The organism is Acinetobacter sp. CIP 102136 (assembly GCF_000369685.1).
Classification (GTDB): Bacteria; Pseudomonadota; Gammaproteobacteria; order Pseudomonadales; family Moraxellaceae; genus Acinetobacter; species Acinetobacter fasciculus.
In genome coordinates, this window is record NZ_KB850140.1 from 118,227 (window position 1) to 132,440 (window position 14,214).

At 36.6% G+C, this 14,214-nt stretch carries 8 protein-coding genes and 2 pseudogenes; 3 read left to right on the top strand and 7 right to left on the bottom strand.

All coding sequences use genetic code 11. From position 1 onward, the window contains the following. Positions 1–133: 133 nt before the first annotated feature. A complete protein-coding gene (locus tag F893_RS00770; protein ID WP_005105082.1) occupies positions 134–2,044 on the top strand; it encodes a bifunctional metallophosphatase/5'-nucleotidase in 1,911 nt (636 codons plus the stop codon). Between the two features lie 369 nt (positions 2,045–2,413). Here the strand turns inward: F893_RS00770 and F893_RS00775 are convergent, their stop codons facing one another. The 5 genes from F893_RS00775 to F893_RS00795 all read right to left on the bottom strand — a co-directional run bounded on the left by F893_RS00775 (position 2,414) and on the right by F893_RS00795 (position 10,208). Then, complete coding sequence (locus F893_RS00775; protein WP_004728771.1) at positions 2,414–3,673, bottom strand: type II toxin-antitoxin system HipA family toxin; 1,260 nt, start codon at positions 3,671–3,673, stop codon at positions 2,414–2,416. Positions 3,674–3,677: 4 nt separating this feature from the next. Then, positions 3,678–3,980, bottom strand: a complete 303-nt coding sequence (locus F893_RS00780) for a helix-turn-helix domain-containing protein (RefSeq protein WP_005249575.1) — start codon at positions 3,978–3,980, stop codon at positions 3,678–3,680. A 599-nt stretch (positions 3,981–4,579) separates the two neighbouring features. Next, positions 4,580–7,537 carry a site-specific integrase gene (locus tag F893_RS00785; protein WP_005249576.1) on the bottom strand — a complete coding sequence of 986 codons (2,958 nt, stop codon included), beginning with the start codon at positions 7,535–7,537 and terminating at the stop codon, positions 4,580–4,582. Beyond that, on the bottom strand, positions 7,534–9,714 hold the full coding sequence (locus F893_RS00790) for a hypothetical protein (RefSeq protein ID WP_005249577.1): 2,181 nt from the start codon (positions 9,712–9,714) through the stop codon (positions 7,534–7,536). Before F893_RS00790 ends, F893_RS00785 begins: the two co-directional genes overlap by 4 nt. Beyond that, positions 9,711–10,208, bottom strand: coding sequence for a hypothetical protein (locus tag F893_RS00795; protein ID WP_034435750.1), 498 nt, complete (start codon positions 10,206–10,208; stop codon positions 9,711–9,713). The genes F893_RS00790 and F893_RS00795 overlap by 4 nt, the downstream gene beginning before the upstream one ends. 279 nt (positions 10,209–10,487) lie before the next feature. Here F893_RS00795 and F893_RS00800 point away from each other — a divergent pair. Both F893_RS00800 and F893_RS00805 read left to right on the top strand, forming a co-directional pair. Further along, a pseudogene (locus F893_RS00800) lies at positions 10,488–11,428 on the top strand (IS5 family transposase). 108 nt (positions 11,429–11,536) lie between these two features. Continuing rightward, positions 11,537–12,100, top strand: a complete 564-nt coding sequence (locus tag F893_RS00805; protein ID WP_005249580.1) for a hypothetical protein — start codon at positions 11,537–11,539, stop codon at positions 12,098–12,100. Positions 12,101–12,528: 428 nt separating this feature from the next. Here F893_RS00805 and F893_RS00810 read toward each other — a convergent pair whose 3' ends face one another. After that, positions 12,529–13,566 (bottom strand): L,D-transpeptidase family protein, encoded by a 1,038-nt coding sequence (locus F893_RS00810; protein WP_005249581.1) that lies wholly within the window; start codon positions 13,564–13,566, stop codon positions 12,529–12,531. 128 nt (positions 13,567–13,694) lie between these two features. After that, positions 13,695–14,198: pseudogene (locus F893_RS00815) on the bottom strand (IS4-like element ISAba33 family transposase); the annotation flags it as partial. Positions 14,199–14,214 lie beyond the last annotated feature (16 nt).

Below are 14,214 nucleotides of genomic sequence, written 5' to 3' on the forward strand. Positions count from 1 at the left end.
TGAAATGAAAAGTTCCCTAATGGGATAACTTAACCATTTGTTAAAAAACAATTAGAAAAAATAGTGAATGTCATGAATTTTAAACAGCAGACCTACATGATGTTTGTTTAAATTATAATCAGGTGGGGTGGTCATGTCTTTTAATAATAAACTAACTAGGTATTCGGGTTTTACATGCAGTTTATTAGTTTCTAGTATGTTTTTAACTGGGTGTAATAATGATAGTAAAGAAAATACGAATATAACGCCTGTTATTCCTCCTAAACCGCTGGAAGTCAATTTAGTACATATTAATGACAGTCATTCACATTTGGATGAGGAAAGTACTATATTAATGCTTGAAACTTCGATGGGTAAACGTGAAGAAATACAAGTCTCTAATGGTGGTTTTGCACGCGTTGCTGCGTTGATGAATACTTTGGCAAGCACTGAGAAGAATCCAATAAAAATTCATTCAGGTGATGCCATTACTGGGGACCTCTATTTTACTTTGAAAGAAGGTGAAGCAGAGGCAGATCTCATGAATAGTGTTTGTTTCGATACGTTAACGCTAGGTAATCATGAATTCGATAATACGGATGATGGCTTAAAAAAATTTATTGGATTCTTAAATGATAAAGGTAATTGTGAAAATAAAACCCAAGTCTTGAGTGCAAATGTCGAGTTTGGAAAAACTTCAGCACTATACCAAACTAACCTTGTTAAACCTTATACAGTTATGGAAAAAGAAGGGCAGAAAATTGCTTTAATTGGTTTAACGATTGCCAATAAAACTAAAAATGCTTCTCGACCAAATCAAGATACTGTATTTAATGATGAAGTAGTTACTGCACAAAAATATATTGATGAGCTAAAACAGCAAGGCATCAATAAAATTATTGTTCAATCTCATTTAGGGTACGGGTTAGAAAAAGATTTAGCCACTAAATTGTCAGGCGTTGATGTCATTGTTGGCGGAGATTCTCATACCTTGCTGGCAGATGCGAAACTTAAAAGTTACGGTATAAGCCCAGAGGGTGACTATCCCACTGTATTAAAAAATAAAGATGGTGATCAGGTCTGTGTTGTACAGGCATGGCAATATAGTTATGTCGTCGGACAACTCAAAGTCAACTTTGATGCCGATGGTAAAATTGAAGCATGTGCAGGAAAAGCCAATGTATTGATTGGCGATGATTTTAAACGTACAGCTAAAGATGCTCCAGCATTGATGAGTACGGAACTAGATTCTATTAAGCGAGATATTGAAAATAGTAACTCCTTACGTATTGTACAGCCTGATGCTATAGCTTTAAGTATTTTAGAACCGTATAAAGTCGCTAAAAACTTATTAGGCAAAGAAAAAGTTGCCATTGCTAATGATAATTTATGCTTACGTCGTGTTCCAGGAATGACCAAAGATACATCACGTTCTAGTTTAGGTGATGTCTGCAATAAAGCAGATTTTATTAATCAGCATGGGGGTGATGTACAGCAGCTGGTTGCCGAAGCATTTCTACAGCAAGGTAAAAAATATTTTAATGCAGATATTTCAATCCAAAACGGAGGAGGGGTAAGGGTAGATCTGCCTCAAGGTGATATTACGGTAGAGAAAATTTATACAGTGCTGCCATTCAAAAATACCTTAGTACAATTAAATGCAACTGGCCAAGAAATTAAAGCAGTGCTGGAAGATGCCATGGATGCTGTTACGAGTAATAACACAGGCAGTTATCCATATGCGGGTGGACTACAATGGGATGTAGATTTAACTAAGGCAAAGGGTCAGCGTTTATCCAATTTAAAGGTTCGAAATGCACAAGGTCAATATCAGCCATTAAATATGAATCAGACCTATCAAGTAATTACCATCAACTTTCTGGCTGATGGTCAGGACTTTTACACAAGCTTTAAAGACATTACTGGTGAGCGTCGTATAGATGTGGGATTAGATTATGCAGAAGCATTTTTGCAGTATGTAGAAGGGTTACCTGGTGAAAAAGGGCAAAAGGCCTTGTCCCGATTGCCAGTTGAGCAATACAGCACGCAAAATTATAAAGAATAAAAAGGATTTATTGATAAAAGATAAAAATTTTGGCTCAGACCGATCCATAGTTTTAAAAAAAAGAAGCTCCATTGAGCTTCTTTTTTTTAAAACTATGGATTAGAGAAGGACCCCAACCTTGGCAAGGTCACCGAGATTTATGCCATTAAATGATGTTAACTATAAGTATATGATTTAATTGATTGTGTGTAGTTTTTAGTGGGTTGAAATTTTTAGCAATTTAGATCATTTAAGGGTATTTTGGTCACTTCATATTGGAAATTTTAGTCTATAAAAGTCACCTGTATTTTGGTGCGAATTTTCATGAGAAACAACAACATTATATAATTTAATATAATGATTCTTGATCCTCATGAAATTTTTTTATATTCAATTCAATAAATGAATATTATGCTCAATCCTATTTTGGATCATCTGGAGAGTCTCTGTTTGAATTTGTCCAGGTAATAGATCATGAGCGATATTGCTGAATCGGATTGCAACCTTACAAATCGAGCCAATAATTTCATCGACTTCTTGGGCAGAAAGTTCCGCTTCCTGAGTACCAAGTTTTACAAGAGCTTGTCGAGGAATATCCAGTGCCTCACCCATGATATCCATTTGATGATATCCACCTGGCCCCTCACAGAAAGTAACATCATAAGCAGGGGAGAGTTTCCATTGCCCATTTTGGGACATCAGAAATGAAAAGTTTTTGCAATGATCATCTCGATTATTGAAGACTACATTGAAAACAGCTCGCTTGAATGCAATTGCTTTTTCGCGAACATCATTGGTGCAAAAGTGTGCAGCGCGAAGAAAGTTACTGTAGTCTAAACTCCCTGGTGATTTAAAATCAGCTCCGGTGAAGGCCGCTAAACTTTGCATAGGGATACGCATGCCATCGTGGCGGTCAAATCTCTTTGATGCAAATGCGGTTAATCCATTCGGAAGAGTAAAATATTGAGTGTCAGGGGTATCAATATGACAATGACGCAAACATTCTGCATAAACAGCTTCAATTGCACAAACTTCAGGATGCTCTTGCTGAGCGGGAAATTTGATCAGCCAAGCTTCATGTTGATGTGAGCTAACTGTTGAGAATTCGTTGGTGACAGGATCACGATAGACGAGTGCTTTTGGCCTTGCACCTTGTGGAGATCCACCCATAATTAATAAATGCTGTAAAAATTCTGCACCTTCTCCTTTGAGAACTTGCTGAACTTCTTGAGCGAGTTTAATCAGTGGAATATTTTCAGTTAATGCTAACTCAGGTGCTGAAGGTTCAAAGGATAATGCCCCCATTGCATGTGTATTAATATACGTGAGTCGTTCTAATGGCCCAATCCGTGCTGGATTGAGTCCATTTTTTTTAAATAAGCGATCCATAAGAAGCATGCCCCAACCATCGGGTAGGGCATCATATATAGGACCTGGCAATCCCATTTGATGTGTAGGAAAGTTCGTTCTTAATGAGTCACCTTTTAATGGAAGTAGGTAAGAGGAAAGTTCTAAACCTTTACTGATCGCTTCTGCACTGTATTCAAAGGCAATTAATGGCCGACCTGTGATTGCGGTTGAGGAGACCAGTGTACCCCAAAGCCAATATTCACCCCATCCATTGTAGTAAACATTAAGTTTTTTGAGCATGGACTTATTTCCTTTTGATACGTTGGCGAGCCGTATTGCTCTCATAGCGGAGAATGTCATTTACACTGTTTAAATGAGGTTTGAAGAGTTCCTCTAATTCTTTTAATCGGCCCAATACCATGGCAACGCGTACTAAATTTTCAAATGAAACATTTCGACCGGCTTCCAGTTTAGATACTGTATTCACACTAATACCAGCACGTGTAGCGACGTCTGCCTGAGTCATTTCCAGATAAAGTCGTTCTTTGCGAAGCCTTTCACATAATAACGTGACAACCTCTTCAGGCTTTTTGAATTTTAAATCCATAATATTGGGTCTTATATCTATATATATCTATTAAAACACAAAATAATGGATTTATAGAAATAAACCATTTGATGTAAGGAGGGTGCTTAATTGGCCTGATTAGATCTAATTAGACTAAAAAAGTCTAATTAGACATTTACAATTTAATAGAGTCTAACAACCTGCTTTAAGCTTAATCAGTTTCGCCTGATGTCGCGAGGAACCAGTATTTGCTATCAGGTTAATCTGGAATATTTGGCACAAGTGGTTTGGAGCAATGAGGTTGGGCAGGGGTTTATCTTTTCTGATAACTTATTGGGTACCGATTCACAACTTATTCATCATATTCTGAAAATATTTCTTCAATTTCATTGTGCTGCGGCAATTTATGCTTTTTATTCACTTCGAATTGTAAACTAATACTGCAAATTCTTGTTTAAATGATCATTAAATTTTGTGCTAACTTGGACAGACATTATTTGGCTAGTGGGACAAACAGTTATTGCTCTTTAAGATGATTAATTTTACCACTCACGCTTGGAAGTCTATATTAAATCATTACAGGAATGACTGGTAAACCACGAATAAGAATGCGTGGCAAACTTATCCAATAATTTGCATTAAAGATGAGAAACTATCATCAGATACATCAGTAACTTGAATACCCCAAGTGCTTTTGCATCTTTATCCTTGAAGCAGAACTTAATTCGCCTTTCATTTTCAGTCAGGCTGAAGTTTTCTGCCCGTAATGTTAAATCCTGTAATGTCTTTTTGAGCTCTGTTTTGCTCTGCTGAGAGAGTTCTAAATGAAGATATTTTTTGGGAAATAAGCTATGAATAAAAGAAAGAAGTTTCTTCAGTTGCCGTTTTTCATTGAGTTCAAAAATTAACTGGGCTGAATTGGGCTGAGCTTTTTCAAGATAAATTGAGTAGATTGTATGAAGCTGTTTTTTGTATTTACTTTGTACATTTGCATAACGCTCCTGAACATGTTGAATGACCTTTTTTTCCTCCTGATTGGTTGGCAACATGGTGACCAATGCATTCGGAGTTTTCCTTAAAAAATCTGTGGTAAATAACCTCGATGATTTTTTTTGGTTTACACAGGAGGTTTTCAAATGCTGGGCTTTAGCACGTAATTTTTGCGCGATTTGCAAAGGAATAGTTTCAGGTAACATAAGGTCTTGTTCTTTTTCTACTGCAAGAATGTGATGCAATAATTCAAAAGTCATCTCTGAGTCATGAGCTCCTAGCATCAGTGAATCAGGCGATTTCTGTTGACCTAGTTGAAATTGATGATCATGTTGCCTGTAACGGTCTTTAGTGAGTTGATGAAATAAAAACTGTTTGATCGCCCGCTGCTGAACAGGATATTTAATGGCATCATCATGTTTCAGAATGTTAAAATAGGCTTCTTTAGGAAGCGGGCTGTGCATTTGATTCAGCTGGTAGCTAATTGCTAGATGCATTAAATGCAGATAGCTTAAACAAGTGGTTTCAGGCGTTAGGTGCCCGGCAAAATGAGAAAGTGCATACCAGGTTTGCTGAGTATTTCTGTTTCGCAACAATGCATAACGGATACGTAATTGCTCATGTGGGCTATAGTCAGTAAATGCATCTGCAAGAGTTGAGTTTTTTAAAATCAGGTAAAGATGATTAAATGCAGAATGGCGCAGACTATGGTAAGTAAAATTGTGTTCTCCAAAAACTGGCTGGATCAATTGTTTCAATAGGGAATTCACTTCATTTTCATGAGTTTCTTCTAAGGACTGTTTTAAAAACAGCGGGTGTGCAACTAATTTTCCTTGTTCTTTTAGCAGACGTTTTCTATTCTGACTGTATGTTTTAAATGCATGTAATTCGTCGGCTTTAAGTAGATGATGCAGGGGAATCTTGCGGTAAGCTGAGTAGCTTTTTTGATTTTTATTGCGATTGTTGCGAATGGTGAGTATCACAGCATCTTCACTAATAAATAGATCACGTACGAAGATATTCAATGTTTCATTGATCCGTAGTCCGACTCTGAATCCTAGAATAAAAATCAGTTTAAATATATTTTTATCCTGAATCGAAATATCTTGAGTATTTTCGAGCTGCTCTAGCATGTGGTGAAAAATATGGGGCGAGATCAATGCGGTTCTGCAGATTTTTACCTGGATTAAATTATCTAGATCGATAGTGGGTGCGTTAAAGAATAAGGTCTGTTTGTGATGAAACTCCTGTAGACGTTTTTGTAAAGTCGCTCTAGTTGTTTCTTTCTTTAATAAAAGCATTTCTCCATACAGATCTTCAAAATCAGCATCTGAAAATGATGAAATATCTTTGTCTTGCGTTGCCTGCAGCCAATGGACTGCAAACTGTGAAAACATGGTCTTCAGAGAACTTTGCTTGAGCGGCTGAAAATCTGCACGTATAAGCTTGCGCTTAAATCGTTGCTGCTGCTGAATAATATGATTGAGAAGGTCCAGTTGAGGTTCCGTTAATTTTGAGCGTAGAATGCTCCACAGCAGCAAACGTTCCAAGGCTGAAGATTGTTCTCTGGCATATAATTCTATGAGTTGATCGCTATAGTTTTTTGCACGAATAGCTTGACGTATTTCTACTAAAATATCGGCAACATCTAATGCAATAGTGACTTTAGACTGGTCTTGAGGGTTTTCATAAACTTCCTGAATCGTATGGGTAGGCGTGGGTTCAGGCTGAATAAAATAAGCTGCTAATTGTTTTTCGAGAGGACTGGAACTGTAAATTTCATTTTTTAAGATACAAATGGACATTTGATCCAGTCCACTGTTTTTTAGGAACTGTGTGTAGTAAAAACCATATTTTAACAGGTCTTTATAACGTACCTTTTCCTCAGGAAAGCATTCGATGATGCAAGTGTTGATCACTTGTTCTGCGTCATCAATATCTGAAAATAAATCAAATTTTTGATGTTTTAGTCTGTAGATCCAGCATTTCACAATATCGTTTAACACAAACGTTTTTGTATAGCTCACTGAAAAATTCAGGTTATTTATACGCTGATTACCGAAATGCCGGTTCGGGATCTCAAGTGAAACAATATGATTTAGGTTTGAAAAGCTTTGAAATTTCTTTGTTTTTAAAATGATTTTTAAAAACTTTTGTAGTTCGTTCTCATTATAAATGCCATTAAATAATATTGTGCTGATCAAACAAAAAGCGAGGGATTGAGTTGGACTGAAGTCATTATGTTCTGTCCAGTGAGCAATCAAATTTTTGGCAAATTGAGTCACCCTTTTACCATGTTTTAAAGTCTCAATATTTTGTTGGGGTGGGGGGCTTTCATGACGAACAGGTGTTGCAGGAATAGGGTAGTTTTGATTTGATAAACGATTAAAACGCTTGATATATTTCGCGAATTCTAAGCGTGCCATTTTATGACTACGAGTATTAGATTTGTACTTTTCCAAAAGTTGATTATCGACTTGTCTATATACATCGGAATAGTTTTCAGGTGTAAGCTCTAGGCATTTCTCACTAAATAATTTAAGAAGAAATTCCTTATTTTTTATAAGTTTTTTTTGTCGTTTTAGGGAGTGTGGATGTCTGCTCATTTAATCATGATCCCGTTGAATGTCGACATACTTTTAAGCTCTAATATTTCAATTAGCTTATCTTGTGCTGTTCTGATTTGATCGTAATCAGTCGCCTGAAAAGCTGAATAGCGGTCAAACAGTCCCTGCATTGCTTCGTCATGACCAAAGATGCCTTTAACTACATCTTCATTGCAGTCTTGTGCAAAAAAATAACGAGCAAAGTGGCGGGTCCAATTGCGCTGAAGGGCTATTTCTGTACAGTATTTTTGAATATCAGAAAGTTCTAAATTTCGGATATATCCTTGTGGATCGTAAAATAATAGAAAGGGGCGTTCACCCTCGAAGACCTCATGGATTGCTTGTACTTGTTCATTGGACAGATAGGCTTTTGTGAGGTAGAGAAAGTGTTTTAAATATTTTAGGTAATGCTGTATTTCATCACGAAGATAATCGTTAAACGGTAGATATCGTCCAATGGTGCCCGAATAACGCTGCTCTTTATCTGCAACAGCCATCAATTGATTGTCGAGGTCAATATAATCTAGATTGGGCGGGAAGGACTCACTTGGTCGTGCTGACGTTATCAGCATGCAAATATGCCATAGCCAGATTGAATAATATTTTAAAGTCTCAAAAGGATTCGGATGTTCCCTCACTCGTTGGTCAAGCTGGTGAAAAAATGATTTAACAAATGGTAGATTAGGTGTCTGCTGACTACCAAAAGAATGCGGGTTACTGAATTCTTCAAGATATTCAGTTTCCAGCTGAGGAACAGTCAAAGTTAGAATTTGAGTATAAATATTAATAATATCCACGATTTGTGTTGAAGAGTAATGGCATGGAATATAGTGCTGAACACTTTCTCCATTAAGCAATTTGCTTTCCAGTTCATACTCAAGTTCATTCAATGCAATATCACTGAGTAAGCGCGGAAGATTTTGTGTTGTTAACTGGAAGGTCAGCCCTTTATTAATTTTTTGTAAATACTCCTGTATCTTGGAATCAATCTCAACACCATCCATTTTTTTCAACTGACTTAGATTTTCCAGATAATATTGAGGCAGAGGAATCGTAAAAGAATTCACGGTATTCAACCGATGTTTTCTTAAAACAAAATCCTTGAATTTAGAGACTTCAAAGCTTTGCTTAAAGAAACATTTTTGGGGTTGCAGTGATACTTCTTTGTTTTTTGTACTGACTCGTAAATTTTTTTGAAATACCGGCAGATCTTTATAATGAGTAAGACTGAGGACTGAAAATAAAAGCAGGGTATGAATTGGAGAGTTTTCTGCCTGTTCTAATAAAATTTGCATAATGTACTGTGCGGTAGGCAAATCGAAGACCCGAGGATTCGGCTTGCTCATTAGCTCATTCTTGTTTTGATGCAGAATTTGATTTTTGAGATTATTGATCTGAGCTGTGATAGAACATTGCTCTAGTGAGTTAAATTCAAAATTATGATCTTCAACTTTTTCTATAGTTTTATCTTCGCGTGGTTGTTTAGCTGTACCTTGTTCAAAATGAGTCTGATACGTTTGTTCATCATCGAGAGATATTCTTGATATCTTTTGAACATCAGTTTGAGGAGCTTCTTTGGCACCTGAACTGCTTTGGCGATTTCGTTTTAAACGTTCAGACTGAGTAAAGACATATTGATAGATGACACGTAGATTTGCCAGCTGGCCAATTTGTTTTTCATCTAAATTTGGTGTGGAGCGGTTAAGTAACTCTCTATTCTCTGTTTCAGCTTTATTTAAAAACTTAAGAAGATCCTCCAACTCAATAGGGAGAGGTGGTAATAAGTTATAAAGCCAATGGTATTCCTGTTTTTTGCTGGCTAAACGAAAACGTCTACAGAGGTTAGCTACAGTGGCTGCATGTTCTTTGCTATCAAGCAATTCAATACATCGAGTATTAAAAATGGCCCATTTCAGGGCATTAGCTTGATATGCTGAAGGCGTATTAATGACTGCAATAAGATAATGAACGAGAGGATATTCACTGATTGATTGTTCTACAAGTTTTTGATTTATAATATTGTTAAGTTCAATAATTTTAGTAGGTTTAATGAACTCATTGAGTTTGATAGAATCCTGATAATTTTCCAGCTTTGCTTCTGCTAGTGTTTGATAGAATTCTCGAAACGGCTCAAGCTTTAATTCTTGAGTATCTTCTAAGTAACTATATCCGTTCATGATGATATTCCAGCCAGAATTTTTTCTAATGAAAGTGGACCAGCATAATTTGAAATAGGACTTACTGGACTTTTGGATTTAGACAGCCCTGATAATTCTCGTAGATGATTGATAGTTAGAACTTCCTGACCGAAAACTTCCTGAAGATGTGCGGCTAAGTATTGTTCATTTAGCCAATGTGCGATGATATCTAAGCCATGAATTGAGTGATGTAATCCGGAACATAGTAATGCCTTTACTTCGCTTAAAGCCATGATGGTGAATTCGTAGGAATTATTTTTTTCATAAGCTCTAAACGTAAATTCAGTTTTATACTTATTGTAAAAATAAGCATAGATCCAGCTGAAATGACTACTAAAAAAATAGTGATCAGCTTTGTCTGTTGTCAGAAGAGGAATTTCGATATTCTGTTTAAAAGTTAAATTCAAGTGATAGTTTTGCTGTTTCTCATTAAGCTGAAAAAATAGAGCAATCCAGATTTGGTAGGCATGCATACATTTTGGATAACACATTAATTGTAAGTTTTTTGAAGATACACGATGACTTTTAATAGCTTTTTTTATAGACATATGCTGATGTCTCCCCATATTTATGCCAAGTGGCTGAAAAATAAGCTATAATATTCACGTATTTTTTATAGGAGAGTCAAGGGTTGCGCACCCTATATTGTGTTATTAAATTGTAAATTTCACTATATATAGTGTTTTTAATCTTTTTAGGGCTTTGTTGCACAAACCTATCTGTAAAGGCTTTTTCAGCGATATAATTTTCAAATGAAGAAGCCTACACACAAAATCTACCGCACAACCAATTGGCCCGCATATAACCGAGCACTCATGAGTCGCGGAAATATTGCCATTTGGTTTGATCCTGCTACGCAATGGTATGCGCCATCAAAAGGCAAACAAGGGCGAAATCAAACCTACTCCGACGCAGCCATCCAATGCTGCTTAATGATTAAATCCTTATTCCGTCTGTCTTTACGTATGGTCACTGGCTTTGTGCAAAGTCTGATTAAACTTTGCGGATGAGCAGCCCCGAATATCAGTGATATTCTTACACCACGCTTTGTAGAAGACAAAAGCATATTGATATTGCAATCAGTTACCAAAAAAGTAGCGATGGGCTGCATCTACTCATGGACTCTACAGGGATGAAGTTTCTAGGTGAGGGCGAATGGAAACGCAAGAAACATGGACCTGAATATCGTCGCCAATGGCGTAAACTACATATTGGTATAGATGCCAAAACCCTGCAAATACGAGCAGTTCAGCTTACAACCAATAATGTCAGTGATTCACAGGTGCTTGGTGATTTACTTAATCAGATTCCACAAGATGAGCAGATTGACTCTGTTTATACCGATGGAGCTTATGACACCAAGCAATGCCGTCAGCTCATTGCAGATCGGCAAGCGCATGCGGTGATTCCACCTAGAAAAAATGCGAAACCATGGAAAGATACAAAGAGTAGCTCGCTAGAGCGAAATGAATTACTTCGAACAATTAAACGTTTAGGCAGGACATTATGGAAAAAATGGTCAGGCTATCATCGCCGCAGTTTGGTGGAAACCAAGATGCATTGCATCAAATTATTAGGCGATAAATTAATGGCAAGAAGCTTTCCTAGTCAGGTGAATGAAATTCATGCACGTGTAGCAGTCCTTAACAGATTTACGGAATTAGGTCGACCACTTACCCAAGTTACGCCTTAAATTTGGCTCAATTAGGGGCGCTTTGCATTTCAAATCTTTGTGCAACAAAGCCATTACAAGAGAGAATTAGAATGCTATGACTGCCGTAGACGCTCTGTACAAAATTACATGAACAAATATCTCAATGAGTTTAAATTGTGTATTCCAACATTGTCAGATGAGCCAATAGATTCACCGAAGCAGCAGCTCAGTTACTTAGAAAAAATAGTTCTGTATGTTATGCTCAGCAAAATTAAGATTGGCACAGACAATGTTTTGCCACAACATGAGTGGCGTTCATTTGTTGAACTCGAAGCCAATGGTGCTGGTGATCTTGTAAAAAGAATATTTGAAAAAGGCTATCTTTTTAAAACAAATGAATTTGACGAATTTATACAAAAACAAGCTGATTTGCGCCAGCTACATTCAGATTGTAGACAATATTTGAATGAAAATATAACGCATGAAATTCAAACTTACTTAGCCTTAAATTTTAAGGCAGACATAAATCTTGTGATTCCTGAATGCTACGATTACCTAGAGCAGTGGACCTTTGGGCTGTATGAGGAAATTATGGGTTCAAAAGTTTATATCAAAGACTTCAAGGAAATTGAAAAATATATAAAAAATAAAAGATTAAATGAAGTGTATGCCTTGCTTGATTTTGTTCGCCAATACAAAAAATCCCTGTAAAGAAAAATAATGCTTTGGAATTGGATTTAATGCGGATGCTTCTTAAATATGATTTACAGCATATTTTGAGCTTGTTTTGGTATTAGTCGAAATTTGTAGGTGATCGGTTACGCACCTTAGAGCTATCGGGTGATGAAAACGCTAGGTTTATTAAAGATACTGTTTTTGCTAAGAAAATATCGACTTATTTAGATTATTTAGACCATAAAGATGAAAAACCTAAGTATCCGAGGAATCTTCCTGGAAATTGGACGTATTCCGAGATTGAGCTGTTTGTTAGTGCCCAATTATTGGCAACTATGAAAAGTGGGAAAAGTATACGCCTAGCGAAATCTTGGCTTTGTGGGAAGAGACAAGAGGAATTGAGCTTGAGAACGCAAGCGCTTGATTGCTAAATTTTGATTTTTCAAATAGCGAGGTAAATTTTTTCATTCCAAGAAAATTACAGTTAACCCCTTATGGAGGACTTTAGCTAAGTTATTAGCATCCCAATTAGTCAATCGGATACAACCATGCGATGCTGTTTTAGAAATTAAGGCGGGATTTGGCGTACCATGAATCCCAAAAGAAGGTCGAGATAAACCAATCCAAATATTTCCTACAGGGTTGTTGGGTCCTGGGGGGAGGCTTAAGGGCTTAAGATTTTTGCCTTGAATAAAATTCTTAGGGTTATAACTATAATGTGGATTGAACACGATACTGCCGATGGCATGCGTGCCAGTGGGTGAGGGATTATCTTCGCTCCCGATCGTTGCAGGAAAAGATGCAATGATCTTATTTTGTCGATTAAGCAAATATAATTGTTTAGAACCTTTGTGTGCAATAATGCTTTGCACATTATTTGGCAAAACATTTATTACATTTGCGACAATAATCTTTTCACCGACTTTATTAAAATTTGCGCCTGAATTAATTTTTTGTAGAAACAATTCATCCATATGGAATTTTTCACCGAGCATTTCGGTCACACGAGTGTAATACAAGCCCTTCATTCTTGATTGTTCAGCATAATCTACAGGGATCGATTGAGCATAAGGAACTTTTAAGTCTTGTGTGGTAATGGTGTACTTAATAAACGTCGGTTGAGTCGTATCTTCATTTAAAAGCTGCCAAGTATTTGCGTCTAAGATTCCGTCACCACTTAAACCCTTCATAATCTGAAAAGCGGAAATGGCTTTCACAGTATTTAGGCCCAATATGCCATCAATTGCACCTGAGGATGAGTAATGGCGACTCAACAGCACTTGTAACTTTGCGTAAACAGGAAGATAGCCTTTTTCAAGATTGTCCGACCACTCCGCTTTATTTAGATTATCTAAAGACCATGTGTCGGCTTGGTTTAACAGTGCTAAATTGTTTAGATTGTTAGTGGTAGGAGGAAGTGATTTTTGTGGTTCAGCTGCAAGAGTATAAGTCGAAAAAATATACATACTACTCAGGCAAATAACTAAAAAGCGACTCAACATAACGACTAACCCCCAAACTAATTTTATTGATCAAAATAACTGCACTCATATTTTAAATAAAGTTGATAATTTAAAAATGTATATAAAATGCGGCTTTGTAACAATTTTAACTCTGTACACGACAAATTTCATAGGGCCCTTGTCCTATCAGGCTTTTTCTTTCTTAAAATTGCTAGCACTTTCTTAAATTCTTCTTTTTTCCCAAAACCAATCAAACGTAGAATAGCCATTTGAACATGGTCCAAACCGTAGCGAAATAAACTTACTGAAAGTCGTCCATGCTTCTTTATTTTTATCGCTTTTTTTCGATCATGTTGCCATTCACCTGTTAAATAGCACCAACAGAAACCGATAGCTAGCACTGCTATCAATTTCTTGACTCGTCTAGGGTCTGTTAAACGAGTATTTTCAAGATTGAATCCACGTCCTTTGAGACAACTAAATAAGGTTTCGATTTCCCAGCGTAATGCATAATCACGAATAGCTGAAGCATTCAACATAGGAGAAACAACAAGTAAAAGTTCTCCATCTTCTAATCGTAGCGCACTAATATACAGTTTCACTCGACCAACCCAAATACGTCGTTTACGACATTCAGTTTGACCAACTTGAAGATGACGAAATAAATCACTAGGTGGTGTTTCAAAA